Origin of the sequence: Bacillus cereus group sp. MYBKT14-1, assembly GCF_051915185.1 — a bacterium.
GTDB lineage: Bacteria > Bacillota > Bacilli > Bacillales > Bacillaceae_G > Bacillus_A > Bacillus_A cereus.
On sequence record NZ_JBQAEF010000002.1, the window covers coordinates 436,818 to 462,727 of the forward strand.

Below are 25,910 nucleotides of genomic sequence, written 5' to 3' on the forward strand. Positions count from 1 at the left end.
ATAGTCTATTTCTATTCTTAAATCGTAATCATTATGATTTATTCTTGCTTTTTCTTTTCCTATCGTTTAACATAAAACGTAATCATTACGATTTAAAGGAGAGATCATTTCATGAAAAAAGTACCTATCACTGTATTAAGTGGTTTTTTAGGATCTGGAAAAACTACCTTACTACATCACATTTTGACTAATAAGAATAACTTAAAAGTAGCTGTCATCGTTAATGACATGAGCGAAGTAAACATTGATGCATCTCTTATAAAAAAGGGTGGTTTTTCACGTACGGAGGAAAAACTAGTAGAAGTTCAAAATGGCTGTATTTGTTGTACACTACGAGAAGATTTAATGATAGAAGTGAATCGTCTTGTTGAAAATGGTGATATTGACTATATTATTATTGAATCTTCTGGTATAAGTGAGCCTATTCCAGTTGCTCAAACATTTACTTATACAGACGAAGTTCTTAACATTGATTTAACGAAAAATTGTCGCCTCGATACGATGGTTACAGTTGTAGATGCAAACAGATTTTGGGATGATTTTGCAGATGGAGAAAGTTTATTAGACCGAAAACAAGCAATCGATGAGAATGATACCCGGGAAGTTATTGATTTATTAATAGATCAAATTGAGTTTGCAAACGTAATTATTCTTAATAAGATAGATTTGCTAGAAAAAGAAGATGTGATAGAGCTTCATCATTTACTAAAAAAATTAAATCCTAATGCAAAAGTTCTTGAATCTTCGTTTAGCAAAGTACCATTACAAGAAATTTTAAACACAAATCTATTTAATTATGAAGAAGCCAGTCAATCGGCCGGCTGGATACAAGAATTAAATAGTGACTATCATACACCGGAAACGGAAGAATACGGTATCAATTCCTTTGTTTACCGCCGCAAATATCCTTTCCATCCCGAGCGCCTTATGAATTGGCTAGAAAAATGGCCTTTAGATGTTGTAAGAGCGAAAGGATTCTTCTGGCTGGCATCTCGTAATAATATGATAGGGCTTCTATCTCAAGCAGGTTCCTCTATTACAATTCAAGGAGCCGGTGAATGGATAGCCGCATTACCTGAAACTGAAAGAAATCAAATGATTGCAGAAGAACCAGAAGTATTAAAAAACTGGGACGAGCGATATGGAGATCGAATAACTGAGCTCGTATTTATCGGTATTGATATGAATCGTTCTGTGATTGAACAATCATTAGATGATTGTCTATTAACAGAAAAGGAAATGGGACAAAAGTGGAATACATTTATTGATCCTATTCCGGCTTTTACTTATACTTCATAATAATTAATAAAAGGCTTCAGTAGAATGAAGCCTTTTTACTTTATAGCACTCTTATTTAATAGGTTTGCTTTAATTATAAATACAATTGTACCTAAAACAATTAATATAGCATATACGATACCAACTACATCCCCTATTTTTTCTAAGCCAAGCGGTAATATTATAGTAGCAACTCCAACTATATAAGAAAATGCTCCTGAAAGCTTCGCTAATTTATTTTTATCTCCAACAAACGTTTCTTCTTGATATCCTGCTAACAAAAACAACCTCTTTTTCACATGTATTTGATACCCTAAAAAAATGATAAGTAACCCAACAAATAAACAAACTAAAAATCCAGCTAACATATACTCCCCCTCCTCTACAATATTTTACTATACATAAAAAAAATAAAATTAGAAATTTCAGTTTATTAACGAGTTATTCTGTGATATATTGCATATTGTATTCAATTTATATTTTTAGAAAGGAGAATTTTAAATCATATGGATTCAAATCGATTAAAAGGAATTATAATGGTCATAATCGGTGCTTGTTTATGGGGCTTGTCTGGTACAGCTGCACAACAGCTTTTTCAATATGACAATGTTTCAACCGAATGGTTAGTTACGATCCGTTTACTTATATCTGGAATTATTTTGCTCATTATTTCCTCATTCGGAACGAGAAAAAAAGAGATATTTGGCATTTGGAAACAAAAATCTGATGCTATTAAAATGATTTTGTTTGGTCTATTCGGTATGCTTGCTGTACAGTATACGTATTTCGCTTCAATTAAAGAGGGAAATGCTGCCGTGGCAACATTATTACAATATTTAGCTCCTATATTCATCACTGTATACTTACTTTTCAAATGGAACGTTCGTCCATCAAAAATTGATTTCATTTCAATTACCCTTTCATTAGTAGGCACTTTTCTCTTACTAACAAACGGGTCTGTTCATAACTTGGCTGTTTCTACACCAGCTATTATTTGGGGTATTTTATCTGGATTATCTCTCGCTTTTTATAGTTTATATTCAAAGGAATTGTTAGAAAAATGGTCTTCCTCCGTTATCGTTGGATGGGGCATGATTATTGGGGGTATTGGTGTAACGATTGTACACTTTATTTCTACAAACGAATTCATTTTATTATCAACTATGAAATATGTAAAACTAAGTACCCTACCGCTCATCATATTTGTCGTCATTTTCGGGACACTTATTGCCTTTTATTTATACTTAGACAGCATACGATACCTGACTCCGAAAGAAACAACATTATTTGGTTGCACAGAACCACTCGCAGCTATTATTTCTTCTGTACTTATATTGCACGTGCCATTTCAATCTTTTCAGTTATTAGGCGCTTTTTGTGTCATTGTAATGGTGCTCATCTTAAGCCAAAAACCGGATGAAGGGAAACAAAAATTAAAGCTTGTTCATGCAAAAAAGGAAAATATACAATGAAAGGATTGAATTCACTATGCCTGTCCCTCAAAATTATAAAAAACCAGGAAGAATTTCAGCAAAATCACTCGTTTTAAATCAACTACAAAATTGGATTATTGAAGGTGTACTGAAGCCCAATGAAAAAATTAATGATGGGGAATTGGCTGAGGCACTAGGAGTAAGCAGAACACCTGTAAGGGAAGCACTTCAAATATTAGAGCTTTCTGGATTAGTGGAAATGGTACCAGGGCAAAAAACGAAAATTGCTCCTATTAAGTTAGACGACGTATCTATCATTTATGAAACGATGGCTGGTCTTCACTCTATTATAGGAAAGCAAGCTCTTCAAAACATTACAGACGCTGATATTCAAATACTTTCTGAAATAAATGATCATTTTCAACACTCTATAGAGAAAAAAAACGCAAAACAAGCTTTAAAATTAGATATACAATTCCACAATACAATTTCTTCTATTGCTAAAAACCAATATATTGAACCCTTTCTAGAAAATATGCAACTTCACGTTTTACGTCTTGAATATTTGTTTTTCCAAAACTTTGTTCCAGCAAGTCAATCTATTGAAGAACATCACTCTATCATTCAAGCATTGCAGAAGCAGGAAGAAAAACAAATGGAACAAATAATGATTCAAAACTGGCTCCGTCCCATGAAAGAAATACAAAAAATAATTTCTACGAAATAAAAAGAGAGCTGGTTACACAAAATCGTAACCAGCTCTCCTTTTACTAATCTATATAGCTACGCCTGAACATTTATATAATCTTCCATATCTTCGTACTCTTTTTCCAATTCCTCTAAAGACAGCTCGTATAATTGTCGGTCGCGAATCTTAAACACACCTGCTCCAATTAACTCATCAATTAAATGCCTCTTACGATTTTCAACAGCAAAACGGAGTTGACTACTCATCTTTTAAAAAACTCCTTTCTACGATCATTGAAAATGATAATCTTTATCAATTACCACTTTTGATTATAAAAGATGACTCTTTATAAGTAAAGTAATTTCATGAAATATTTACCTTGCAAAGTATTTGTGGCCACATTATATATATGTATGCCGTGCGAAAAATGTTATGACACTTTTTCTTATCCTTTTTCTTTCATACTTTGCAAGTTGTCTCATCGTGATGAAATTCACCATCTATTTCTACTTGAATGGTGACATGTTCTACATGAAACTTCTCCTTTAATACATACGTAGCCTCTTTTAATACACTTTGCGTTTCATTCCCTTTAATAATAAGATGACATGTTAATACTTGAAAATCTGATGTGACAGACCATATGTGCAAATCATGAACTTCTTTGACAATCGGAATATTTAATAACGTACTTTTTACCTCTTCAACATTTATGTGCTGTGGTGCACCTTCCATTAATATATGAACCGTATCACGTGTTACACGCCATCCACTAATAATGACTAAAATAGACACAAGAATACTAGCAATCGCATCTGCAGCAGTCCATCCGAAAAATTTAATAAGTAACGCAGCAATGATCGCTCCGACGGAACCCAATAGATCGCCTAGTACGTGTAGGAAAGCACTTCTTAAATTCAAATTACCTTTCACATCTCCGCCTCTCATTAATATCCAAGCTGATAAAATATTAATAAGCAGACCAAGGACTGCAATAATGAGCATCCCATTACTAGCAATCTCAACTGGTTCTTTAAAACGACGGATTGCTTCAATAAAAATGTATACCGAAATGACAATAAGAACGACACCGTTACATAATGCTGCTAACATTTCGACTCGCTTATACCCGTATGTTTTCGCAGTTGTTGCTGTTTTTTCTCCGAGTTTAAACGCAAGTAAACTTAAAGCTAAAGATACTGCATCACTTAGCATATGCCCCGCGTCAGATAGTAGTGCTAAGCTATTTGTTACAAATCCCCCAACAACTTCTGCAATCATAAAACTTGTTGTTAGTAGGAAGGCAATTAGTAACGCCTTTTTATTTTTTGAATGACCATGATCATGCGAATGTCCCATACTTATACTCCTTTAAGTACAATATCTGTATGTTAGTATGAAACAAACTCCCCGTGTTTATCCCGAATCGACTGATTGTAAACGCCCGCTTCCTCTGTATACACACTTCGCTATTTTTTAAACAATCCCTTTTTCTCAAATAAAACAAGACTACTTCTTTTTTATTTTCATATTGTTTACTAATGAAAGAATTTTTAAGGAGGTTACTTAAATGAAACGTTTATTTCTCTGTATGGAACGTGAACTTGTTGTAGTGAAAGAACACAATGATAACTATGAAACGACTTATCACTTACAAAATATGCAACCTACCTGTATCGCTGTTGATCCATTTCAAAAGAATCGTGTATATTGCGGAACATTTGGACGAGGTCTATGGTTAAGTGACGATAGTGGGGATTCATGGAGACCAATTGGAGATTCTTATCGTTACTTTGATTTCCCTAAAGAAGATGGTATTTTGCACTCCTCTATCACTTCCATAACAATAAGCTCAAATGAACAAGTTAACGGATATGGGGTCGTTTATGTCGGCACAGAACCGAGCGCTTTATTTCGCTCTGAAAATGGTGGTGAAACGTGGACTGAACTTAAAAATATGAAATCATTATTATCTTCTTATACATGGGCTTTCCCGCCTAGACCTTTTACCCATCACGTACGCTGGATTACAGTTGATCCAAACAACCCTAATACAATACACGTTTCAATCGAAGCTGGTGCTGTTATTCAAAGTAATGATAAAGGGCATACATGGATTGATAAAAAATTCGGTGCTCCTATCGATGCTCATCAATTACTTATGCACCCTGAAGCACCAAATCGCCTTTATGCATCATGTGGTGACGGATTTATGGGCGGACCTGATCGTGCTTATCTTGAGAGTTATAACAATGGAAACAGCTGGATCTCATGTAGTGCAGGACTTGAACATCATTATTTATACAGCATGGCTATTGATCCAGCTGATTGTGATACGATTCTCGTTTCTGCCGCGCCAAGTGCTGATCTCGCTCATCATCGTATCCCTTATGAGTCTTATATTTATCGAAAAACGAAAGATACTCCTTTCCAGCAAGTACAACAAGGACTACCATCTGCAATCGGTACAGTCATTTCGATGTTTGCTACAAACGAAGCCGAACCACATACGTTCTACACGTTAAATAACAATGGCGTCTTTCAATCCAATGATAGCGGCGAATCATGGGAACAACTAAACATTCCGTGGAAAGATGAATATAAAACGCAGCATCCGCATGCACTACTCGTTACTAGTTCTTAACGAAAAAGAGACTGCCTAAATGGTTTTAGGCAGTCTCTCTTTTATTTCTTTAAATCAATGACGATATCATCTAACACAATATCTTTACTCTTCGCTTCTTTTTTCGGCACTTCTATTTTCTTCTCTTTCCCATTCACATACTCTACTCCACCATGATTTTCAGGTGTATGTACTCGCAAGTGCACACGAGGTGTAACGATAAGCTTTGTTGCATTTTCGTTTAGTTTTTGGAAGGTGGCACTCCAATGGATATTGTAAGGATCGTTGCCACTTCCCCCATTTCCTTCACCCGAATAAATATTCCCTAAATCATCCTTAACCGTCAATTCAACATCTACACTATCCCATTCTTTCCTCGCGCCCTTAGAAACCTCTTGATTGTAATAAAGAATAAATGAAACTGGCGATATTGCGACCTTTTCCATATTTGCTTTTATACCTTCTTTTTCCGAACTCCCACCAATTGTTCTCTCTTTACTATCCACTGATTTTACAGTTAAGGCGAAATTCCAATTACCTTGTATTGATTTTTTCCTATCTGGCATCTCTATTCTCTCTATATTCCATCTAAAGTTTACTTTGTCCTTTTTATTGCTATCATGATGCGTCGTTGTTACCATACCTACATACTTTTTTTCATTAACTTTAGTCATTTTACCACTGCCTGAACTACCATGAGCGTCCATTATATCCAATCCCCCTAATATGATAGGATCCTCCCCTAAGTCCTGCTCACTTTCCAGTGAATACGTTATAGATAATGTTCTGCCATCAGAAATTACATCATTAATTGTAACCTTAACTCCACTACTCTCTCTCGTCATATTCAACTCAGTCGAAAATTCTTTATAATTTTCATATAACCCTGTTCTACCATTATCTAAAAATCGGAATATGTCCCCTACAATTGGCAATCCCCCCGCATATGTAGGAAATCCGATACCGAGTGTTGCAACTGATAATCCTACTAAAATAGATGCAGCAGCCACACCTTTTTTCCAACTTTTCATCTTTTTCTTCGTACGTATCGATTGTTTTACATTTCGTTTTACTTTTTCCTTTTCAATTTCAGAAGCCTCAATTTCTTCTAGTTCTTTTTCGTCTATATCAATATCATTTAATAGTTCATAAATGTCTTTCATATTGCACTACCTCCAAAACTAATATTCGTAGCATTTTGTTGTAGTTTCTTTTTCCCACGGTACACTCGATTATCAATTGCTGCCCGAGTTAATCCTAACTTGTCACCTATTTCCTCTGTCTTCATACCAAGTAAATATTTCATAATGAACACCTTTTGATCTAGCGGTTCTAATTGATTAATGAGCTTCAATAATTCTTCCCTATCTTCCATAACGATTAATTCGTCTTCTGCTGATTTTTCTGTACTGATATGAAACTCATCTGAAATGATTTCTACCGTTTTAGTCGATTTCCGGTAATAATCAATTGCTTTAAACTTTGCAATCGCTGCAATCCACTTTTTAAAATCACTCGGCTCTCCATGAAATTTATTTGCGTTATTCCAAATGGAAAGAAATATATCGTTTATACATTCCTCTACGAGTCCATCATTTTGAATGGGAAGTAGAACTTTATGCGTGATCCCCTTTATGAGTGGTAAGTATGTATCGACAACAAATTCTAACGCGTCTTCTTTTTGCCGCTGTAATCTTTTTATAAAATTTTTCTCATTTGATTTCATGTAGCGATTCCCCTTATTGTTTTGTAAAAGCTTTTACACCCTATATAACGTCTGAGAAAATTTTTTCTCTCATCTTTTTATTTTTTGTATGTAATGGAATACTTTCCCTTAGCCATTGTCTCACATAACTATGCGTTCAAAGAAAATTTTCTCAAGTCTGTAATTTAATTCATGTAGTACACTATTTATATAGTCACTTTTTAACTTAGTGTACATTTTATTTCGTTAATCTACTATTTTAATTTAGGAGATGAGATGTGTATGTGTGGAATTACAGGTTGGGTAGATTGGAAGGAAGACCTTTCAAATCAACATGTTATTTTAAAAAAGATGGCAAATAGTATTGAGCATCGTGGTCCAGATGCTGAAGGATTTTGGTTTTCACCTCATGCGGCCTTTGCACACCGGCGTTTAATTGTAATTGATCCAGAAGGCGGGACACAGCCGAAGACATTCCGTGCTGGTGATTATACGTATGCTCTTACCTATAATGGAGAAATTTATAATTTCCGTGAACTTAAAGAGCAGCTTCAAAAATGTGGGCATGCATTTGAAACCCATTCAGATACAGAAGTATTACTACATGCTTATTTAGAATGGAAAGAAGACTGCGTGCGATATTTAAACGGAATTTTCGCTTTTGCCTTATGGGATGATCAGAAGCAACAATTGTTTTTAGCACGAGATCATTTAGGTGTAAAACCACTCTTTTACACAGAAAGAAATGACAGTATTATTTTCGGCTCTGAAATTAAAGCATTATTAGCGCATCCATCTGTCCCTGCTGAACTTGATGCGGGTGGAATAAATGAAATATTTGGATTAGGCTTATTTCGCACTCCAGGATGTGGCGTCTTTAAACATATTCAAGAAGTACGTGCTGGACATTCTATAACATTTACACGTCATAAAAAAGTAGTTACGAAGTATTGGAATTTAGAAAGTAAGTTCCATACAGACTCTATAGAAGATACATCTTCGCATATTTTATCTATTTTACAAGATACAGTAAAAAGACAATTAATTGCCGATGTTCCTCTCGTTTGTATGTTATCAGGCGGATTAGACTCTAGCGGTATTACTGCACTTGCGGGTAAAGAATTTGCTGCGGAAAATAAAACACTTCATACGTATTCCGTTGACTTTGTAAATAGTGCAAAAGATTTCGAGCTGACATTTGCTCGCACTGGTTTAGACGCTCCTTGGGTAAAACGCGTTTCTGAACATGTCGGGACAGCGCATCATGATATTATTGTGAATGCTGAAGAATTAGCAAATCACTTATTCGTTCCCCTTCATGCGAAAGATTTACCGAGTGCTGGTGAAATGGAAACTTCACTATATTTACTATTTTGCGAAATGAAAAAAGATGCGACCGTAGCTTTATCCGGTGAATCGGCTGATGAAGTATTCGGTGGATACCCTTGGTTTCATCAAGAAGAATTACTATATGTAGATAAGTTTCCTTGGCTAACAAATTGGAAAAATACATCTCCTCTTCTACTAAATGAAGTAAGTAACCAATGTAATCTAGAAAACTATATTGATACACGATTCCAAGAAGCGATACTTGAAGTACCTACTCTTGAAGGGGAAAGTAAAAAATCCGCGAAACAACGCCAAATGTTTTATTTATTTTTAACACGATTCCTTCCTTTCTTACTTGACCGTAAAGATCGTATGAGTATGGCTGTTGGATTTGAAGTTCGTGTACCGTTTTGCGATTATAGATTAGTTGAATATTTATGGAATGTTCCTTTCAACATAAAAAGTATTGATAATATTGAAAAAGGCATTTTACGTAGAGCACTACAACCAGCTTTACCTGACGATGTACGTAATAGAAGAAAAAGCGCTTATCCAACTTCACAAGATCCACACTACTTACAAACAATCCGTAATTTAACACTTGATATGTGTAGCAATAAAAACAATCCTATTTTCTCACTTATTAACCATTCCATCTTACTTTCAATTGCTGATCAAAGTAATAAAGAGATTAACAATTTTGAAGCAAGAAGTGCCATGGAGTATATGCTACAAGTAAATGAATGGTTAAAAACATATCACATCCATATTGCTTAACAAAAAGGAGTTCAAGGATAAAAACCTTGAACTCCTTTTATATTAATTAGCACATTGTTTATTATCAGTATCAATAGACCATCCAATAATCGTGGCACAGTCTCTACCTTTCCACTGCAGTACATTTGTTAATACGGGCTCAATCTGCAAGCTATTTCCGTCGTGTAATATTTCTACTAAAGATTGATCATCATCAAACCTTCGTTTGTCACACTCTAAAATACCGTCCGTTGCCATTACAATGTGATTCATTCCTTTTTCTAATCCTCTTACACCTGACGTAAAGCAAGGTGTATTTGCTGCAAAAATATTTTTCCTGCCAATATATTCGTAATTCTTCCGTTTATTTAATCGTCCTTTTCCATTTTTCGTTTTCTCAGAATGGAATAAATACGCGAAACAATCACCAACTGATAACCAATATAAAAATTCGCCTTTTCGTAAACAAATTAAGCAAGCGAGTTCCTCATCATCTTGATCACACTTTTTAATAAATAACTCATCTGTAAATAACGCTAATAAGTACATATGTGTATGATGGAAAGCTAAATGTATTGGATATGAGAATAACTCTTTTAGTTTTTCTTTTCTTTCCGAAATCGCTTCTATTATATAATCTATATTTTTTGTTTTGTGATGTGTATCAAAAATCATAACAAATTCAAATTGTAATTCAGGATCCCACCAAGCCAGCACCGCATCTCCTCGTTCATATGCATCACTCTCTTGATTTCCCCCATATACGCCGACTGAAAGAGGACCACATTTTTCAACATGTATTTCATCTACATACATCTGTTCATGACTAATCCATTTGAATGTATTCACAGCTATCATCCTCTCTCTTGCTAAATGTATACCTTTACACATAGATTACCTTATATTTCAATAAAAATAAACTTTTTCAACATTTTTTATCCAAATAAAAGGGTTTTATTTCTGAAATCACGAATATATCTTACTATACGATATAAAAAGGAGATTTATTATTATGTACAACATTAATCAACATTGGGAGAGCATTTATTATCACTTACGATACGAATACGAGGACAACCTTTCCCACCAAGCAATTCGTATTTTACAAATCGTTTCTCGTGAGAAAGATATAACAATTGGAAAAGTCGCTACTGAGCTTAGTCTTTCTCATAACACAGCATCTGAACATATAAAACGCCTTATTCAAAAGGGTTTCATCGTTAAAGAGAGAAATAAAAAAGATGAAAGAGTGGTAAACCTTACATTAACAATTGAAGGAATTGAAGTATTAGAAAAACATACTTTACTAGATAAAGAAAAGATAAAAATATTAGAATCACAGTTATCAACAGAAGAACAACAATTAATTGAAAAAGCATTTTCCTTATTAGCGAAGGAGGCAAAATATGCATTTCCTCGTTAAAATAATCGTTTCGGCACTTATTATCGGCGTTATCACTGAAGTCGCTAAACATTACAGTACGATAGGTGGCTTTATTGCTGCCCTTCCTCTCGTGAGTTTACTTAGTTTATTTTGGATTTCATTCGAAGGCGGAAATAAACAAGAATTGAGTCAATTTGCTTTAGGGGTATTATATGGATTCCCCGCATCAGCACTACTATTATTTATTGTCTATATTGGTTTAAAAAATTCATTTACACTTAGTACATCTGTCCTACTTGGTATAGGTGTTTGGTGTATCGTTTTTGCTTGTCAAAAATTATTTCAAGCTTAGGAGGAATTAACATTCATAAATTTGTAGAAATAATGGGGCAAAATATAGAAGTACATATAAAAGGAGATGGTAAACAAACTGTAGTCATTCAAACCGGAATGACTTGCTCATTTTATGATTGGTTTCCTATTATAGAAAAGCTTTCAGAGCACTTTACAGTTGTTTCATACCATCGCCCAGGTTACGGAAAAAGTGATTTAGGCAATCAGCCGCGTACAATAAGGCAAGTTACAAAAGAGCTACATATGTTACTAAACAAACTAGCTATTCAAGAACCATTTATTCTAATCGGTCATTCCTATGGAGGATTATGTGCACAACATTTTGCGATGTTACATGAAGATAAGCTGCAAGCACTTATTTTAGTTGATTCTACTTCGATGAACTTACACCGTTTAGATGAACTTCATTTACCAATTTCTGATCAAACTGATTCTGATGATGTTTGGTTTCAAAAATATAATATGTATTCAAAAATGGATGTAGACACACTTTATAACGAACTAAAACCTATTCTCACCGATCAATCAAAACAGCAAATTGAATTCTCTACCTCGCCTTCATTATATAAAGCGACAGCTTCTGAACTATCGGAGTGGAAAAACTGTGCTCTCTCACTAAAAGAGCTATGTAAAACATTAGAAATACCATTAATCGTTATCGGTAGAGATCCTCAATATTCTATTACTCAATTGACTAATGGTGGCATGCCAAAAGAGGAAGCAACACAACTTGAAGCAATGTGGCAAGAACTAATTCACGAACAATTACACCTCTCAACTAACAGCCAATATATTCTTGCCGAACATGCTAGTCACGGTATAGAAAATGATCGACCAGATATTATTATTGAGGCGATTCATTTCTTACAAATAAAAAAAGGAAGCAACTAAAGCTGCTTCCTTACTTATCTATTCATAATCTTCTTCATCATCGATTTCTTCGTAATATGAACTTCCATTACTTACATATATAGGGCCATTCGCAACATCAATACGTAGTACCCACGCCCATGGCACAGCTAAACGTTTATGTATCGCTCGCCAAAAGCTCATTGATTTTCTTTCGTACTCCTGGAACTCCTGAAGTAACTCTTTGTAGGAGGAACCGTCTAACTGAATATTTGCTTCTAACAAACGAGAATGGGCATAGTACTGTAACTCTAGTTCAGCAGCAATTTCCATTTCTTCTTCCGTTGCCATACCAATGATTGTTCCATCTTCTGGTGCAATTTCATATACGTTTTGAACTTCAATAAGCCCTTCTTTCTCTTTCTCAAACATGTAAACAGCCTCCTTTAACATATATTTTTTATGTTACAAAGTCATACTTCTACAATAACTTCTCTCTTTCCTCTTTTTTTGATAAACTTTTACAAAATATTTAACCGATGACCTGTTTTCTCTATTCTTTCAGCAGAAATGAAACGATTTTTATCAAAATTTAATTTATACACATCAGGCATATGAAGTGTTTTCCAAAACTCCAAATCATATTTCGAATTAAAATAATTCATTAGTAATACCATAATATTTCCATGCGTACCTATTACAATATTCTTACCTTCATATTTTTTTAATATATTTTGTATACATATTACAGCGCGCCTTTGTGCGATATCATTCGATTCTCCACCTTCGTATGCAAAACTCCAATCTTCCCACACATTCTGCATAGCATCATTAAAATTTGATACCGGCTCTGTGCTCAATAATCTTTCACGCAAATCTTCTTCTGTTTGTATTGATAATTTATATGTATTCGCAATTCCTTGTACAGTTTGGATTGCTCTTTTGTACGGACTAGAAATAACAACATCAATATGTTTATCTTTTAATAAATGTGTTACATTTTCTGCATCACAGTGCCCTTTTTCAGATAAAGGTCGTTCCCGTTCTTCTTTTGTATATGTAGAATGGGCATGGCGAACGAAATATATTGTTGTCATTTTTCAACCTCCTTTCTTATTTTCAATTTATATTCAATAATAAGATTAGAAAATCCTGTATTACAAAAGAGCACTTTGCATAAGCGCTCTTTTGTTTACATAATAAAATTATTTCATTATAATTTATTTCTGAATTCCTCACTTATGACAATATCTCGAATAAAGTAATCCATATTACTTAGAAGTTTTTCAAATGCTTTTTCACTCAAATTGTTCATCATAAAGACAATCTCAATCTTATTCCCTTTTTTATCAGTACCATAGAAACTATTTGTTAATACAAATGCCGTAGAACCACCTTTCTGTCCAGCAAATTCGAATATACCCTCTCCTACGGTTCCTTTAAATATATTCTCAACCTCACCTTGCATTTGTGGTGTAAAATAATTTCTGCTATTTATCTTTTCCAATAAACTCATGTAATCCTTCGCATTTGCACCTATAAACCGATCTGACCAAATACGCTGAAAATCCATATCGGCTTTTAACGATATCTCGCGTTTTGTCCATTCTTTCTCGTCTTTCATCCATTCATGTATTTGCCATACATGCTTAACATATTCATCATTAGACATATTACGTAGCTTGTCCAATGCTTTATTTTGAGGAATATGCAGTTCTTTTTCAACATAGCCCCTCATATATAATGCCCCTGTATACGTTGGATAAAATTCATCGTGACTATTTAAGCCTAACTCTTTCAAACTTTCATTTATCCGCGCTGCTCCAAGCTTGTCCAATAAATATGATGCATTCGCATTCGAACTATAATGGATCATTCCTTTCACTACTTCTTCTAAAGAAGTTTGACCACCCTTCACTAACTCTTTATCTTTTACATCATCTAGCCATGCAGGGTGTGCACCACCATCAGTATTTTTCACATAGTATTTTTCTAATTCTTTCAATGAAATTTTCTCGTCTTTTCTTATTTTCCCTTCAGCTACTTGCTTAGCATATTCAATTGCTATAACGATTTTCGACATACTTGCTAGCGGTAATTTTTCTTTTTCATTTATTGATGTCAATGTTTCACCATTTCTTTTAACAATTAAAGAAGTTGTTTTATCATCCTTATGTTCTTTTATGTAATTTAGCACATAATTAGAGTCTTCTTTGGAATTGACATATTCCTTCACTGAAAAGAAAGCTATACAGCCTACTATAGTAATTCCAGCTATAATTCCAACAACTTTTAATCCCCTCATGATACTCCCCCTAAAATAAACATATTATATATTATACTAAATAAATTTCCCTTTTTAAGTAATAATTAGATTATTTATACAAAAATACTTCTTTTCTTAAACAACAAAAAAAACATGCCTTCATTAGGAAAGCACGTTTTGTGATATTCTTCACATTGTTTAGTTAAAAAATAAATGTTTACTTACCATGATGTAACATTAAATCACTAAGTTCTTCTTCAATGTGATTTAATTTCGCAACGCCTTCTTTCCATTTATGAATATAACGTGAAACCCCAACGAAAAACAAAACAATAATTGTGGAAAGAATAATACCATATACGATTGCTACAGTACTCATAGTTACACTTCCTTATAATTAGTAATGTGGTTATTAGTTATATTTTTATTATAAACCTTTTTCTTTTAAAATACTTCGATTTCAACTTTTTGTAACAAAATTGATTTTTCTAACATATCGTTCGTGAAAATGGCATATTTTTCACAAATTATACAAAACTTCACCATATGTACTATTACCATATGAGTTATATTATTAAATAGAATAAAGGGGATGATATACTATGACGACTTGGTTTATTGTAATGTTAGTTGTATTTGGAGCATTTAAAATTATCGTTTCTAGCCTTCCTAACACTGTTATTGAATCCATTATTAGCAAGTACGAAACACATCCACAACTTGAAGAAGAGAATGTGACTATTACAATTCACGGAAATAACGTAGAAGGCGAACAGAAATCAAAAATTATTCATGATTTTAACGAAGGTTTATTTTTAGATCGCTATTATGCACCACCACACAATGAGGGTACGCCTTTAATTATCCATGCAAAACGTGGTAAAAAAGATTTTACATTTTATATTTATAGTCATGAAGAGCATGTTGATGTTGTAAAACAATATAAAAAGAAGGTAATTGCTTATAGTTTACGCTCTAAAAACCTTCAAAATAGTGATATGTTCGTGTCAGCTGATTTAGCTTAATACTCATATATAAAAAGGAATCCATGGTATATGGATTCCTTTTTACTATTTACTGAAAAATAAGCTCTGTCTTCAAACTATCTTTCGGTAACAACCAGCCTTTTTTCTCTAAACTCGCCATTAATAATTCCCTTTGTTTTGTCGCAATACTTTTTTCATTTGTTTTAAATGACACTTCTATTACGAAGTCATCTTCTAATTTTCCTGTATTACTTAATGGCCAAATTTCAATATTTGCTTTTATGTTTTCAAACTCTCCTGTATATCGTTTCATTAATACAGGACCGTAAATACGGGAATTCTTTAACATCTCTTCTCCCCAATTTGTATATAACCATTTGTTCATTTTCCCTGGTAATTTTTCTATTAACATGTTTTGAGCAGCTTGTTTATTTGGTAAATCAAGTATTCCATATCCTTTAGCACTGTAACTTTTCTTATTTGAAATGCTTAATGTTTTCTTCTCAAATCCCCAATCTATTTCCGCCTCATAACTATCCGTATTACTATCGAATCCTTCTTTTTTAGCTACTTCTAGTGCATCTTGAATTACACCATTTGGAATAGGATATCTTTTTTTATATGTTAGTTCAAAATCTTTACTAAATTCTTTCTTTCGAATTCTAGCAAACCAACCTTCCTCGCTTAAACTTTTATTTGCAGTATCTAAAAATTGCACTTGTATTCTTTCATATTTTGTACCAGCCTGGAAATGTTTTAGTACCTCTTGCTTCATCTCTTTGTTATCACCTAATACTTGTTCTGGCTTCAATAATAACTTTACTTCAAAACTAGGTTTCATTGGACTAGCAGCAAATCCTTCCTTAACGTTATAAAGGAAACAACAAAAGAAAATGCTTACGAATACAAATACTTTTTTCATATACCTATCCCCTTTGCATTTTAAATGACTTCTATACGTTCCATTGCAAGTGAATATACATTTTCATATCCTGCTGAACTTAGCTTTTGTTGTAATCGATCCGTATCCTCTTTCAAAGCGTGCACTAGCACCGTATGTTCTGGTAATAATGTATTTAACATCTCTTTAACGTCTCTTATACTTTGGTGAACTTTATATGGAACTCGCTTCACCCTACATTCTTTACCTACATACTCTTTCATAACTTTTTCTGCAAAACTCCCTTTCGCAATATGCCCAGTAAAAATAACGGCATTTCGCTTTTCATTCCGAAGTTGTTCATAATATAACTGCGCTCGTTTCGTTTGCATATTCGCATCACTCATTACAACTATTCCGTAACTATTTTGCATACTAATGTCATTATCCATCACTATTATGTTTCTTTTTAAACTCTCCATAATCCATTTAAATTCTTCATTATTTTTTATCCAATCTTTATATACGAACATCTCTTCAAATCCAGCCAAAATTTTTTTATCTACTATAAGCGGAAATTCTTTATATCGTTCATATAAATACAATACTATATCTTGTGCCCTACCAAGTTGTGGCAGCGGTAATAATGCTATTCCTTTATTTTGCATAACTCGTTCAATTTCTGCACATAGATTGTCTAATCTTTCATTTTGCGAAACATCCTCTGTGTGATAAGCGGCATCTACAATTGCAACTTTTATATTGTGGCCCAATTTCTCAGGTAAATTAGCTCGTAGTATATTAGACTCTGCTGAATAGTCGCCTGAATAAAATACGTATGTATTACACATATCAACTAAAAACCAAACAGCTCCTAATACATGCCCACTATATCCCCATTGAAACCGCAATGTAGGAGTAATTTGTACCCATTCATTTGGATTGCTAATCTCATCAATACATACATAATTTAAATCTTTTATGTGTTGGTCGCTATAAGGTAAATTCCACCCTTGCATCACATTATAGTTTCTCCATTTTTCATAATATAACGGCAGTTGCTCCTTCGTATAACGAGTCGTCCAAATTTTTTTCTTATATCCATACTTCGCTAATAAAGGTAAACCCATCGTATGATCTTCATGAATATGTGATAAAAATACCGCATCTAAAAATGGAACAGCTTCTCTCTCTATTTTTGGATAACTATCCTCATAAGATCGATTAATACCACAATCAAATAATATTTTCGTCTCTTTATTTTTTACAAAATAGCAGGAGCGACCGTATTCTCCTGCTCCTCCCCATACTTCCACTCTCATCATACTCCCCCTTTTCGTTTTTGCTCCATATGTTGTAGCAGTAATAAGCATATTGTTGTAAGTCCAACAGAAACAACGGCCATCGCCATGCCTATAGATACTTCACCCTGTTCAAATTGAGCAAAAATAAACGTTGCTGACGTTTCTACTGATGGAGGTAATACGAGAAGTGATGCTACTAACTCTCTTATCGAAATTGTAAATGTCATCGCCCATCCAGTAAGAATGCCTGGGATAATAAGAGGCAATATTATTTTTCTAAAAATATAAATATAATTTCCAGAAAAAACACTTCCTGCCTGCATGAGAGAATCATCAATTTGTCCGAGTGATGATTTTACATATTGCACCGTGTAAGGTAAAAACAGCACAACATACGTTACGATAACCATAACTGGTGTATTGTAAATTGACATAGGCATATATGGTGAATTCCAAAATAGAATAAGACCTACAACCATAACGATTCCTGGTACCATATTCGGTAACATACCGCACATATCAAGCCATTTTTCAGAGGTTTTTTTCCCCTTTCGAATCATAAGTGCCAAAAAGACTCCAATCATTACCGCGATAATCGCTGTTACGAGTGAAAAAAGAAAACTATTCCATAAAGCCTCTAATCCCGGAGATCCCATTGTAAACAATGCCTCATAATGGCTTGTTGTAAAGTTATTTACATGTAAACCGCCGCCTCTTAATTTTGACAAAGAAGCAATAAGTATAGAAAAGTATGGAATTCCAATTGATACGATTAATAAACCAATTACATACATCCATGCTACAACGCGCGTAAATATAGACAAAGTATATCTTTTAGATTTCACACCTTTTCCACTAACTATTGCATATGAATACTTTCGATTCAATACATTTTGCATATACCAAATAAGCATACAAGCACTAAGTAATAAAGAAGATAATGCTGTTGCACTACTAAAATCAATTGGCCAACTCGAAATAAATTTATGGATTTCTGATGTTAACACGTGGAATCCTATTCTACGTCCGAATGTAGCCGGTGTTCCAAATTCAGCAATCGTCTTTACGAAAATGAGTAAAGCACCCATTACATAACTTGATACTAATAACGGCAATATTATTTTTCTTAAACGATAGAAAAAACTTCCGCCATGAACTGCTGCAGCTTCTTCTTTACTACTCCCAATCTGAAGTAACGTGTTTTTCAGCATGAAATAAAGGAATGGGAATAAATGCAGACTCATAATTAATACCATACCTCCTAAACTAAAAAACGTTGATGAAACTGTCTTTAGCATCGGGAAAAATTGTTCAAAATAGCCGTTAGGTTGCATGAACAAAATCCAGCCCATCGATCCAATATACGGCGGTGTCATAAATGGAATCATAAAAACAATATCTAACTTACTATACTTTCCTACATCTGTTTTGCTCATAATAAACGCCAATGGAAATGCAAATATTGTAGCTCCTATTACAACGAGTACACCTAGAAGCATCGAATTTAGAAAAATTCCCGCTAATCCACCACTCTGCATCACTTCAAAAGGCTTTAAAAAATTCCAACTGCTATTTTCATATACACTAGAAAATAAAATAAGAAAAAGGGGAATGACGATTAACATCGCCACAAGTAATAATGCTACCGTCATTCCAACTTGTCTTACTGATACGAATCGATTTACCATGGAATCACCATCTTATTGAAATACTTTCTTAAATTGTTTTCCTATTTCATCTTGCTCTTTCTCAACTGTTTTCCAATCAATATTTAATACTGGAATCTCTTCTACATTTGGTCTATTTTCAGCTTTTATATCTGTTCTACCAGGCAATAAATACGCTTTAGAAACTTGTTTTTGTACATCATCGGATAATAAATAATTAATAAACTCTTTTGCACCTTCAACATTTTTACTATCCTTCATAATCCCCGCTGCACGCGGACTAATAACTGTTCCGCTCTTTGGATATACGATATCAACAGGTTCACCCTTTGCTTTTGCGCTATACGTCATATAATCAACACCCGCAATGACCATATCTTTCGCACCTGTTACAACTGGGTCTAACGCTTCCTGATTTGCTCCTGCTACTGTAACTTCATTTTTCTTAAGCTGCTCAAATAAATTCCATCCATCTTGTCCATTCTTTTTCACGTATCCTGTTACAAAGTCTAAAGCTGAACCTGAAAGTGCTGGATCTGGAAGATTCACTTTCCCTTTCCATTCTCCTTTCGTTATATCGCTCCAATCTTCAGGCGCTGTCTTCACATTTTTTGTATTGTACACAATCCCTAATGCTGAAGCACTATACCCGAAATAATGTCCTTTATCATCTGACCATTCAGAACGCAGCTTATCAGCTTGTTTCGCTTCTTTATAAGCTAACGTTTGACCCTCTTTCTTTAATCCTTCCATCGCTGGTAATGATGCAAGTACGACTACATCAACGACTGGATTTTTCTTTTCAGCTTCCATTCTCGCTAAAATTTTACCAGTTGTCCCTTGAAACATTTCCACCTTTATACCAGTTTTCTTTTCAAAGTCTTTTTGAATTTTTTCTGCTAACCCTTTTGGCCCTGCACTATATACAACAATTTTCTTTTCAATCGTATTTTTACTTTTCGCATCTGCATTGCCTGTCTTTGAACTACACCCTGTTACTACAGCCGAAAATAATAAAGTACATACAAATAAAGACTTAAGCGAACTGAATTTCTTCATACGATTCTCCCCCTATATGATGAATACATTTTTTTGGCACATATAACGATACTGGTTTACCGATGCTTAGCTTACTATTGTGATAGGCTGTCCAGATGCCTAAAGTCCCCATATTTACTTTCACTTCATAACGTTCTCCTACATATGTAACATGCTGAATTTCACCTGTATACATTTCGCACACATCATTTTTTGTCCAACTCACATGCTCTGGACGAATCATTTTTTCACCCTCTACAAGCCAATTCGCCTTACCAACAAATTTGGCAACAAATTCATGAGACGGTTTCACATAAATATCTTCCGGTGTTCCTTTTTGTAATACTTCTCCTTGTTTCATGACAATAATTTGGTCTGACATTGACATTGCTTCTATTTGATCGTGAGTGACATACAGTGCAGTTAAACCAATGGAATGAACGATATCCATAAGCTCTATTCTCATTTCTTCTCGCAAAATTGCATCGAGTGCACTTAGCGGTTCATCAAACAAAATAAAATGAGGTTTTGTTACAATTGCTCTAGCGAATGCGACACGTTGTTGCTGTCCACCAGAAAGTTCGTGTGGATACCTTTTCTCCATACCTTGCAGGCGAACTCGCTTTATCGCATCTTCTACTTTTTCTCGCAATTGATTCGTTTGCTTTGTAGCTCTTAAACCAAATGCAACATTTTCAAAAACAGTCATGTGCGGCCATAAAGCAAAATCTTGAAATACCATACCGATATTCCGTTCATGAGGAGATGTCTTTATCTTTTTTGCAGCAGAATACATGCACTGGTCTCCAAAATATATTTCTCCTTTATCCGGTTCTTCAAGTCCTGCTATCATTCTAAGCAAAGTCGTTTTCCCACACCCCGAAGGTCCTAAAAGTGTAGTGAATTCCCCTTGTTTCATTACAATCTGCAACGGCTTTAACGCCTGTATTTTTCCAAATGTCTTTTCTAATCCACTAATTGTAATATCCATTGCTTCACCTCTCTCCCCTCATTCTTAACCTGCTTTCATTCTATATGGAAGATTTATACTCAATGTTAATGTACTGTAAAGATTAAATTAAAAAACTTCTAATAAACTATTTATTTCTATAGATTTTTTCTATAGTTAAAATAAAAAAGGCGGCAATTCATAATGAATCTCTTAAAATTAGAAATTGTAGTACTTATTAAGAAATACAAAAAGCTTACAATCGTTGCAGAAAAACTTGGCGTTAAACAACCAACTATTACATTTCATATAAAAAGCTTAGAAGAAGAACTCGGTGTGTCTTTATTTGAATTACGTTCTGGAAGGTATTTCTTAACAGAGGCTGGTGAGGCTTTGCACCATTATGCTTGTAAAATAGATGCGCTTATGAAAGAAGCTAGACGTGTCACGCAAGAGTTTAAAGATTTTCATAAAGGTGCTATAACAATCGGCGCTAGTTATGTACCAGCGACTTATCTTTTGCCAGAAGTCGTTCATCAATTTCAATGCGAATTTCCCAATATAAAAATAACGCTACTAGTGAAAACAGCCCCTGAAATTCGAATGATGCTACAAAATCACGAAATCGATCTTGGGATAATTTCCGCTGCTCCATTTGATGAACCACTTTTAAAACAAACGAATATAATGCCCGATACACTTGTTCTTGCCTTTTCCAAAGAACATCATTTTTCAAAGAAAGACAATGTATCGTTACAAAATATAGAAAAGGAACGCATACTATTGCATCGTAATCCATCTACAACGAGAGATTTACTTACACAATGGACGTTGGCGCACAACATTACATTCCAATCTGAAATTGAATTAGACTCATTAGAAACGATGAAACAAATTTTAAAATATGGTAATGGAATTGCCTTTATTTCTAAACTTGCTATCGAGCAAGAAATACAACGAAATGAGCTATGCTATATACCAATCCCTGAATTTGAATTTCAGCGTAATATTTATACGATTCATCATGAGGACAGATGGAATTCTAAAATCATTTCTTTTTTACTACAGAGCATCACTTCATTTGCAACAAAAAATTAAAAGGCTGTCGTTATGCACGACAGCCTTTTAAACTATAAATCTATTTATTTTTCTTTGCCTCAATTTTTGCTTGCGCCTCTTCAGCCTTATCTAATGCTTCTGATACTTTCTTCTCTTTTTCTTTCACTTCATCTATACTATCGACAGCTTTAATAAGTTTATCGATTCCTTCTTCTTCTACCTTTCTACGCTTTGCCACTCTTTCATTTACTTTCTCTTCCACATCTTTTGCTTTTTGAAGCATATTCTCTGCATTTGATGTTACAGCTTTTTCAAGTTCATCATCTTTTTTCTTTTGTAACACTTCATTTGCAATGTCTTTCGCTTCTAAATACTTACCGTCTTTTAATGCTGTTGCTCCGTGATCCATTCTCTCAGCAACTTCTTTATATGATTTCGCTTCATTTCCTGATTTCTCTTTTTCTGCTTTTTCGAACCACATTGTTGCATCACTATACTTTTCATCTTTCAATGATTGCATACCTGTTTCAATATATGTGTCATAATTGCTACATCCAGCCATTACGACTAATAGAAAAAGCATAACAAAACTTAATTTTTTCATGCTGTTGTCTCCTTTTCTTTGCCTGCTCACTATACTGTAACATACATGAAAAAGAGTTTCAAAAACTAAAATACTAATTCGGTCATTTTTATTTTATTAAGTCAAATTGCCTTTTAGACAGACACATCCACTTGCTTTTTCATTACATGCTTCTTTATTCCTACTAATACAACTAACAATAAACCTCCGCCTAATGTCATCATAACAATGCTAGTTGGCAACATATCTAATAATAATCCATACACAATCATACCGAGCGGTGCGATTGCAGTAGAAATTGTTTCAAGTAAGCCGAAAACGCGTCCTAAATAACTTGGATCTGTTGTCTTTTGCAAATGTACTTGCATCGGGATATTTACAACCATCATTGATATACCAGTTAACATCATAAAAGCGATATAGTAAATAAAACTTGCTACTTTCGGGATGGTGACTACTAATGGAAACACTGTACATAAACTCAAGCCCGCAAATAAAAGCAACCCAATATAAACAGAACGAAACGGATTGTTCACTTCTTTACGTACTGATAACGCAATTGCACCAATTAACATCCCAACTGCTAACATTCCCTCTACAACACCGAGTTGCTTCGAAGATAGATGCAAATTTTGAACAATAATATATGGAAGTGAAACGAAAAGTGCACTCGCAAAAAAGTTTACCCCTACTGCAATTTTCATTAAACCATATATTTCATGCTGTCTTTTTACATATGAAAACCCTTCTTTTATACTCGTCAAGAAATGCTCTTTACTTTCAGCCATTTCTTTTTTGTATAAATCAAATACGATAAATAATTGCACAACAACCGCTAAAAAGAATGTAATGCTATTTAACAAAAAGAACGACTGAATTGAAAAGAAACCAAATACAACTCCGCCAATAATCGGCCCTAAAATATTTGATAAAGAAGCTGCCGTCTGGTTCAAAGCACTCGCTTTTTGAATACGTCCTTCATCTACTAAACTTGGAATAGATGAAGTTAATGAAACAGAGTAAAAACTCGCACAAATTGATAATAATGCTGCTGAAACATAAATAAACAGAAGTGATGGCCCAAAAGTAGTTGCAAGGATAAACATAATAAACATTGTTAAACTACTTAACAAATCGGTACCGATGACAAGCCATTTTCGATTGACGCGGTCAGCTACAGCACCAGCAATCGGTCCACAGATTAGCCTTGGAATCGATCCGCAAATAAGCGTAGTTGCAAACCCCATTCCTGAACCCGTAGTCTTTAATACGTATAATCCCATTGCAAACGTATAAATACCGGCTCCTAGCAAAGACGTCATTTTCCCAATCATCATTAAAATAATATTTCTCGTTGCAATCTTCATTCTTGAATCATGTTGTCCTATACTTATATCCCCCATTTTTGACACTCTCCCCTTAAAAGTTAAATTGTGTTAAACTTATTATATAATTAACTTTCCAATTTTTACAACAAAAAGTTTAATGACATTTAACTTTCTAACTATAAAGGAGCAATTATATGGCTACTCTCGGTGAAAAAATTAAAACGTTACGAAAAGAAAAAAAGCTTACTCAAACTGATCTAGCAGGTTCAGAACTCACAAAAAGTATGCTAAGTCAAATTGAAAATGGAAAAGCTACACCTTCTATGAAAACACTACAATATATCGCTGACAAACTTGAATGTGAAACGAGTTTTTTATTAGAAGAAGATGATGTAGAAATTGTAGAACTCATTCAACAAACGGAGAAACTAATAAAAGCAAACAAGTACGATGAAGTATATGAGGTTTTACTACCGATCGTTCAAAAAGAGCTACCTCCCACTTTGAATACTGCTCGTTTATATAAACAGTTTGTAACAGCTGCGGCTAAAATGAAAGATTACAATATTGAATATTACGTTGAAAAGGCTACTTCTATTTTTGAGAAATATACGTTATACCGGGATAGTACGGAAACAAAATTAAAATTATCCTTTACGATATTCACACGTAAAAAATATGCTGAATGTTTACAACTTATAGCTAGTATCCGAAATGACTATGAAGAAAAACATTTAGAAATGGATCTCATTATACATATCGAATTATATTTATATGAAGCAATTATTTTTCTTGCATGTGGTGATTACGAACAATGTGAAAGTGTCATTTTAGATGCACTTGCATTTTCAAAAAAACATCAAGTGTATTATAAAACAGATGAATTTTATCGTATTTTATCTTATCAAAAAGTAATCACGGCTGATAAAGAACAATATTTACATTACATAAAAAAATCAGAGCAATTCGCCATTTTTACAGAAGATAATTTCTCTGCAGCGGTTATTGATCTTTTAAAAGCTTTCTACTACAACACAATTGCTAATGAATATACAATTGCATTAGAACATTTAGAACAATTTCGAGAAAAATTAAAAGATGAGCCAATTTTTCAAGATGATGGATCATATTATCTTGAAAAAGGAAAAGCTTTGTATGGTTTAAAACAATACGAAGAAGCTTTAAAAACATTGCAACGCGCTATCATACCAGATTATATAAACCATCCACTTGATCACGCACGGCTTACAACAGCTGGGGCATATCGCGCTCTTTGTTATGTGAAACTTAATGAAAAAAAAAGAGCTCTTGAAGAAGTAACAGAAGCATATGAAATCGTACAGGCCTATCCTGATTCCATCTTCACTTCATTTATTAAAGAAACATTACAAATAATACAAAAACTTTAAGAATGTCTCTAAATGGTATATTATTCCTCTTTTTTAGCAAAG

Annotated in this window: 29 protein-coding genes; 11 read left to right on the plus strand and 18 right to left on the minus strand. The window is 33.9% G+C overall.

The window, feature by feature from the left end; translation table 11 throughout:
• Nucleotides 1-111 precede the first annotated feature (111 nt).
• Nucleotides 112-1,299, plus strand: a complete 1,188-nt coding sequence (locus ACTFO4_RS08730; protein WP_440013453.1) for a GTP-binding protein — start codon at nucleotides 112-114, stop codon at nucleotides 1,297-1,299.
• A 35-nt stretch (nucleotides 1,300-1,334) separates the two neighbouring features.
• On the opposite strand, the gene ACTFO4_RS08735 is transcribed toward ACTFO4_RS08730, so the two are convergent.
• A complete protein-coding gene (locus tag ACTFO4_RS08735; RefSeq protein ID WP_000879373.1) occupies nucleotides 1,335-1,646 on the minus strand; it encodes a DUF3784 domain-containing protein in 312 nt (103 codons plus the stop codon).
• Nucleotides 1,647-1,784: 138 nt separating this feature from the next.
• Here ACTFO4_RS08735 and ACTFO4_RS08740 point away from each other — a divergent pair, with 138 nt between their 5' ends.
• Complete coding sequence (locus tag ACTFO4_RS08740; protein ID WP_000378077.1) at nucleotides 1,785-2,750, plus strand: DMT family transporter; 966 nt, start codon at nucleotides 1,785-1,787, stop codon at nucleotides 2,748-2,750.
• Between the two features lie 16 nt (nucleotides 2,751-2,766).
• Nucleotides 2,767-3,438: a GntR family transcriptional regulator gene (locus tag ACTFO4_RS08745; protein ID WP_440013449.1), complete on the plus strand. Its 672-nt coding sequence runs from the start codon at nucleotides 2,767-2,769 to the stop codon at nucleotides 3,436-3,438.
• 56 nt (nucleotides 3,439-3,494) lie between these two features.
• On the opposite strand, the gene fbpA is transcribed toward ACTFO4_RS08745, so the two are convergent.
• Complete coding sequence (gene fbpA / locus ACTFO4_RS08750) at nucleotides 3,495-3,665, minus strand: Fur-regulated basic protein FbpA (RefSeq protein WP_065212093.1); 171 nt, start codon at nucleotides 3,663-3,665, stop codon at nucleotides 3,495-3,497.
• Nucleotides 3,666-3,858: 193 nt separating this feature from the next.
• Nucleotides 3,859-4,758 (minus strand): cation diffusion facilitator family transporter, encoded by a 900-nt coding sequence (locus ACTFO4_RS08755; RefSeq protein WP_000510034.1) that lies wholly within the window; start codon nucleotides 4,756-4,758, stop codon nucleotides 3,859-3,861.
• Between the two features lie 211 nt (nucleotides 4,759-4,969).
• Here ACTFO4_RS08755 and ACTFO4_RS08760 point away from each other — a divergent pair, with 211 nt between their 5' ends.
• Nucleotides 4,970-6,043: a WD40/YVTN/BNR-like repeat-containing protein gene (locus tag ACTFO4_RS08760; protein WP_098591905.1), complete on the plus strand. Its 1,074-nt coding sequence runs from the start codon at nucleotides 4,970-4,972 to the stop codon at nucleotides 6,041-6,043.
• Nucleotides 6,044-6,084: 41 nt separating this feature from the next.
• Here the strand turns inward: ACTFO4_RS08760 and ACTFO4_RS08765 are convergent, their stop codons facing one another.
• Both ACTFO4_RS08765 and ACTFO4_RS08770 read right to left on the minus strand, forming a co-directional pair.
• Nucleotides 6,085-7,185, minus strand: a complete 1,101-nt coding sequence (locus tag ACTFO4_RS08765) for a DUF4179 domain-containing protein (RefSeq protein WP_098771273.1) — start codon at nucleotides 7,183-7,185, stop codon at nucleotides 6,085-6,087.
• A complete protein-coding gene (locus tag ACTFO4_RS08770; protein ID WP_326234739.1) occupies nucleotides 7,182-7,748 on the minus strand; it encodes a sigma-70 family RNA polymerase sigma factor in 567 nt (188 codons plus the stop codon). Before ACTFO4_RS08770 ends, ACTFO4_RS08765 begins: the two co-directional genes overlap by 4 nt.
• Nucleotides 7,749-8,009: 261 nt before the next feature.
• On the opposite strand from ACTFO4_RS08770, the gene asnB reads away from it, so the two are divergent.
• Nucleotides 8,010-9,833 carry an asparagine synthase (glutamine-hydrolyzing) gene (gene asnB / locus ACTFO4_RS08775; protein WP_000333931.1) on the plus strand — a complete coding sequence of 608 codons (1,824 nt, stop codon included), beginning with the start codon at nucleotides 8,010-8,012 and terminating at the stop codon, nucleotides 9,831-9,833.
• 42 nt (nucleotides 9,834-9,875) lie between these two features.
• On the opposite strand, the gene ACTFO4_RS08780 is transcribed toward asnB, so the two are convergent.
• Nucleotides 9,876-10,703, minus strand: a complete 828-nt coding sequence (locus ACTFO4_RS08780) for a protein phosphatase 2C domain-containing protein (RefSeq protein WP_002040904.1) — start codon at nucleotides 10,701-10,703, stop codon at nucleotides 9,876-9,878.
• Between the two features lie 121 nt (nucleotides 10,704-10,824).
• Between ACTFO4_RS08780 and ACTFO4_RS08785 the strand changes: the two genes are divergently transcribed.
• From ACTFO4_RS08785 to ACTFO4_RS08795, 3 genes are read left to right on the plus strand one after another with little or no spacing between them, the layout of a single operon-like run.
• Nucleotides 10,825-11,235: a MarR family winged helix-turn-helix transcriptional regulator gene (locus tag ACTFO4_RS08785; protein WP_000282376.1), complete on the plus strand. Its 411-nt coding sequence runs from the start codon at nucleotides 10,825-10,827 to the stop codon at nucleotides 11,233-11,235.
• Entirely contained in the window at nucleotides 11,219-11,548 is a 330-nt protein-coding gene (locus tag ACTFO4_RS08790; RefSeq protein ID WP_000545608.1) for a DUF3147 family protein, read from the plus strand. The genes ACTFO4_RS08785 and ACTFO4_RS08790 overlap by 17 nt, the downstream gene beginning before the upstream one ends.
• Nucleotides 11,509-12,441 (plus strand): alpha/beta fold hydrolase, encoded by a 933-nt coding sequence (locus tag ACTFO4_RS08795; RefSeq protein ID WP_002179077.1) that lies wholly within the window; start codon nucleotides 11,509-11,511, stop codon nucleotides 12,439-12,441. Before ACTFO4_RS08790 ends, ACTFO4_RS08795 begins: the two co-directional genes overlap by 40 nt.
• Before the next feature lie 18 nt (nucleotides 12,442-12,459).
• Here the strand turns inward: ACTFO4_RS08795 and ACTFO4_RS08800 are convergent, their stop codons facing one another.
• From ACTFO4_RS08800 to ACTFO4_RS08820, 5 genes are all read right to left on the minus strand, one after another.
• Nucleotides 12,460-12,831: a hypothetical protein gene (locus ACTFO4_RS08800; protein ID WP_000461779.1), complete on the minus strand. Its 372-nt coding sequence runs from the start codon at nucleotides 12,829-12,831 to the stop codon at nucleotides 12,460-12,462.
• 89 nt (nucleotides 12,832-12,920) lie between these two features.
• Entirely contained in the window at nucleotides 12,921-13,496 is a 576-nt protein-coding gene (locus tag ACTFO4_RS08805) for a histidine phosphatase family protein (protein ID WP_044306862.1), read from the minus strand.
• Nucleotides 13,497-13,612: 116 nt separating this feature from the next.
• Nucleotides 13,613-14,704 carry a serine hydrolase gene (locus ACTFO4_RS08810; protein ID WP_001214672.1) on the minus strand — a complete coding sequence of 364 codons (1,092 nt, stop codon included), beginning with the start codon at nucleotides 14,702-14,704 and terminating at the stop codon, nucleotides 13,613-13,615.
• 178 nt (nucleotides 14,705-14,882) lie between these two features.
• Nucleotides 14,883-15,044: a hypothetical protein gene (locus tag ACTFO4_RS08815; protein ID WP_000108701.1), complete on the minus strand. Its 162-nt coding sequence runs from the start codon at nucleotides 15,042-15,044 to the stop codon at nucleotides 14,883-14,885.
• A 65-nt stretch (nucleotides 15,045-15,109) separates the two neighbouring features.
• The gene (locus tag ACTFO4_RS08820; RefSeq protein WP_440013443.1) at nucleotides 15,110-15,226 is read right to left on the minus strand and encodes a multidrug transporter MatE; all 117 of its coding nucleotides are present in this window, start codon (nucleotides 15,224-15,226) and stop codon (nucleotides 15,110-15,112) included.
• A gap of 41 nt (nucleotides 15,227-15,267) precedes the next feature.
• Between ACTFO4_RS08820 and ACTFO4_RS08825 the strand changes: the two genes are divergently transcribed.
• Complete coding sequence (locus ACTFO4_RS08825) at nucleotides 15,268-15,690, plus strand: YfmQ family protein (RefSeq protein WP_440013442.1); 423 nt, start codon at nucleotides 15,268-15,270, stop codon at nucleotides 15,688-15,690.
• A gap of 49 nt (nucleotides 15,691-15,739) precedes the next feature.
• On the opposite strand, the gene ACTFO4_RS08830 is transcribed toward ACTFO4_RS08825, so the two are convergent.
• Genes ACTFO4_RS08830 through ACTFO4_RS08850 form a run of 5 tightly spaced genes read right to left on the minus strand, consistent with a single transcriptional unit; the run spans nucleotide 15,740 to nucleotide 21,531 of the window.
• Nucleotides 15,740-16,573 carry a hypothetical protein gene (locus ACTFO4_RS08830; protein ID WP_440013439.1) on the minus strand — a complete coding sequence of 278 codons (834 nt, stop codon included), beginning with the start codon at nucleotides 16,571-16,573 and terminating at the stop codon, nucleotides 15,740-15,742.
• 20 nt (nucleotides 16,574-16,593) lie between these two features.
• The gene (locus ACTFO4_RS08835; RefSeq protein WP_440013436.1) at nucleotides 16,594-17,856 is read right to left on the minus strand and encodes an MBL fold metallo-hydrolase; all 1,263 of its coding nucleotides are present in this window, start codon (nucleotides 17,854-17,856) and stop codon (nucleotides 16,594-16,596) included.
• Nucleotides 17,853-19,523, minus strand: coding sequence for an ABC transporter permease (locus ACTFO4_RS08840; protein WP_440013435.1), 1,671 nt, complete (start codon nucleotides 19,521-19,523; stop codon nucleotides 17,853-17,855). The genes ACTFO4_RS08835 and ACTFO4_RS08840 overlap by 4 nt, the downstream gene beginning before the upstream one ends.
• A gap of 12 nt (nucleotides 19,524-19,535) precedes the next feature.
• Complete coding sequence (locus tag ACTFO4_RS08845; RefSeq protein ID WP_440013434.1) at nucleotides 19,536-20,561, minus strand: extracellular solute-binding protein; 1,026 nt, start codon at nucleotides 20,559-20,561, stop codon at nucleotides 19,536-19,538.
• Nucleotides 20,539-21,531 carry an ABC transporter ATP-binding protein gene (locus ACTFO4_RS08850; protein ID WP_440013433.1) on the minus strand — a complete coding sequence of 331 codons (993 nt, stop codon included), beginning with the start codon at nucleotides 21,529-21,531 and terminating at the stop codon, nucleotides 20,539-20,541. The genes ACTFO4_RS08845 and ACTFO4_RS08850 overlap by 23 nt, the downstream gene beginning before the upstream one ends.
• A gap of 162 nt (nucleotides 21,532-21,693) precedes the next feature.
• Between ACTFO4_RS08850 and ACTFO4_RS08855 the strand changes: the two genes are divergently transcribed.
• Complete coding sequence (locus ACTFO4_RS08855) at nucleotides 21,694-22,587, plus strand: LysR family transcriptional regulator (RefSeq protein ID WP_001050611.1); 894 nt, start codon at nucleotides 21,694-21,696, stop codon at nucleotides 22,585-22,587.
• Nucleotides 22,588-22,627: 40 nt separating this feature from the next.
• Here ACTFO4_RS08855 and ACTFO4_RS08860 read toward each other — a convergent pair whose 3' ends face one another.
• Together ACTFO4_RS08860 and ACTFO4_RS08865 are read right to left on the minus strand one after the other, a co-directional pair.
• On the minus strand, nucleotides 22,628-23,152 hold the full coding sequence (locus tag ACTFO4_RS08860; RefSeq protein WP_000736443.1) for a DUF4398 domain-containing protein: 525 nt from the start codon (nucleotides 23,150-23,152) through the stop codon (nucleotides 22,628-22,630).
• A gap of 113 nt (nucleotides 23,153-23,265) precedes the next feature.
• Nucleotides 23,266-24,534 (minus strand): MFS transporter, encoded by a 1,269-nt coding sequence (locus tag ACTFO4_RS08865; protein ID WP_033696027.1) that lies wholly within the window; start codon nucleotides 24,532-24,534, stop codon nucleotides 23,266-23,268.
• Between the two features lie 119 nt (nucleotides 24,535-24,653).
• Between ACTFO4_RS08865 and ACTFO4_RS08870 the strand changes: the two genes are divergently transcribed.
• Nucleotides 24,654-25,868: a transcriptional regulator gene (locus tag ACTFO4_RS08870; RefSeq protein ID WP_000212385.1), complete on the plus strand. Its 1,215-nt coding sequence runs from the start codon at nucleotides 24,654-24,656 to the stop codon at nucleotides 25,866-25,868.
• The last annotated feature ends 42 nt before the right edge of the window (nucleotides 25,869-25,910 follow it).

What these genes read in the sequence shown, in the direction of transcription:
- ACTFO4_RS08730 (WP_440013453.1), top strand. Translation starts at nt 112, where the DNA reads ATGAAAAAAGTACCTATCACTGTATTAAGTGGTTTTTTAGGATCTGGA.
- ACTFO4_RS08735 (WP_000879373.1), bottom strand. Translation starts at nt 1,646, where the DNA reads ATGTTAGCTGGATTTTTAGTTTGTTTATTTGTTGGGTTACTTATCATT.
- ACTFO4_RS08740 (WP_000378077.1), top strand. Translation starts at nt 1,785, where the DNA reads ATGGATTCAAATCGATTAAAAGGAATTATAATGGTCATAATCGGTGCT.
- ACTFO4_RS08745 (WP_440013449.1), top strand. Translation starts at nt 2,767, where the DNA reads ATGCCTGTCCCTCAAAATTATAAAAAACCAGGAAGAATTTCAGCAAAA.
- fbpA (WP_065212093.1), bottom strand. Translation starts at nt 3,665, where the DNA reads ATGAGTAGTCAACTCCGTTTTGCTGTTGAAAATCGTAAGAGGCATTTA.
- ACTFO4_RS08755 (WP_000510034.1), bottom strand. Translation starts at nt 4,758, where the DNA reads ATGGGACATTCGCATGATCATGGTCATTCAAAAAATAAAAAGGCGTTA.
- ACTFO4_RS08760 (WP_098591905.1), top strand. Translation starts at nt 4,970, where the DNA reads ATGAAACGTTTATTTCTCTGTATGGAACGTGAACTTGTTGTAGTGAAA.
- ACTFO4_RS08765 (WP_098771273.1), bottom strand. Translation starts at nt 7,185, where the DNA reads ATGAAAGACATTTATGAACTATTAAATGATATTGATATAGACGAAAAA.
- ACTFO4_RS08770 (WP_326234739.1), bottom strand. Translation starts at nt 7,748, where the DNA reads ATGAAATCAAATGAGAAAAATTTTATAAAAAGATTACAGCGGCAAAAA.
- asnB (WP_000333931.1), top strand. Translation starts at nt 8,010, where the DNA reads ATGTGTGGAATTACAGGTTGGGTAGATTGGAAGGAAGACCTTTCAAAT.
- ACTFO4_RS08780 (WP_002040904.1), bottom strand. Translation starts at nt 10,703, where the DNA reads ATGTGTAAAGGTATACATTTAGCAAGAGAGAGGATGATAGCTGTGAAT.
- ACTFO4_RS08785 (WP_000282376.1), top strand. Translation starts at nt 10,825, where the DNA reads ATGTACAACATTAATCAACATTGGGAGAGCATTTATTATCACTTACGA.
- ACTFO4_RS08790 (WP_000545608.1), top strand. Translation starts at nt 11,219, where the DNA reads ATGCATTTCCTCGTTAAAATAATCGTTTCGGCACTTATTATCGGCGTT.
- ACTFO4_RS08800 (WP_000461779.1), bottom strand. Translation starts at nt 12,831, where the DNA reads ATGTTTGAGAAAGAGAAAGAAGGGCTTATTGAAGTTCAAAACGTATAT.
- ACTFO4_RS08805 (WP_044306862.1), bottom strand. Translation starts at nt 13,496, where the DNA reads ATGACAACAATATATTTCGTTCGCCATGCCCATTCTACATATACAAAA.
- ACTFO4_RS08810 (WP_001214672.1), bottom strand. Translation starts at nt 14,704, where the DNA reads ATGAGGGGATTAAAAGTTGTTGGAATTATAGCTGGAATTACTATAGTA.
- ACTFO4_RS08815 (WP_000108701.1), bottom strand. Translation starts at nt 15,044, where the DNA reads ATGAGTACTGTAGCAATCGTATATGGTATTATTCTTTCCACAATTATT.
- ACTFO4_RS08820 (WP_440013443.1), bottom strand. Translation starts at nt 15,226, where the DNA reads ATGGTAATAGTACATATGGTGAAGTTTTGTATAATTTGTGAAAAATAT.
- ACTFO4_RS08825 (WP_440013442.1), top strand. Translation starts at nt 15,268, where the DNA reads ATGACGACTTGGTTTATTGTAATGTTAGTTGTATTTGGAGCATTTAAA.
- ACTFO4_RS08830 (WP_440013439.1), bottom strand. Translation starts at nt 16,573, where the DNA reads ATGAAAAAAGTATTTGTATTCGTAAGCATTTTCTTTTGTTGTTTCCTT.
- ACTFO4_RS08835 (WP_440013436.1), bottom strand. Translation starts at nt 17,856, where the DNA reads ATGATGAGAGTGGAAGTATGGGGAGGAGCAGGAGAATACGGTCGCTCC.
- ACTFO4_RS08840 (WP_440013435.1), bottom strand. Translation starts at nt 19,523, where the DNA reads ATGGTAAATCGATTCGTATCAGTAAGACAAGTTGGAATGACGGTAGCA.
- ACTFO4_RS08845 (WP_440013434.1), bottom strand. Translation starts at nt 20,561, where the DNA reads ATGAAGAAATTCAGTTCGCTTAAGTCTTTATTTGTATGTACTTTATTA.
- ACTFO4_RS08850 (WP_440013433.1), bottom strand. Translation starts at nt 21,531, where the DNA reads ATGGATATTACAATTAGTGGATTAGAAAAGACATTTGGAAAAATACAG.
- ACTFO4_RS08855 (WP_001050611.1), top strand. Translation starts at nt 21,694, where the DNA reads ATGAATCTCTTAAAATTAGAAATTGTAGTACTTATTAAGAAATACAAA.
- ACTFO4_RS08860 (WP_000736443.1), bottom strand. Translation starts at nt 23,152, where the DNA reads ATGAAAAAATTAAGTTTTGTTATGCTTTTTCTATTAGTCGTAATGGCT.
- ACTFO4_RS08865 (WP_033696027.1), bottom strand. Translation starts at nt 24,534, where the DNA reads ATGGGGGATATAAGTATAGGACAACATGATTCAAGAATGAAGATTGCA.
- ACTFO4_RS08870 (WP_000212385.1), top strand. Translation starts at nt 24,654, where the DNA reads ATGGCTACTCTCGGTGAAAAAATTAAAACGTTACGAAAAGAAAAAAAG.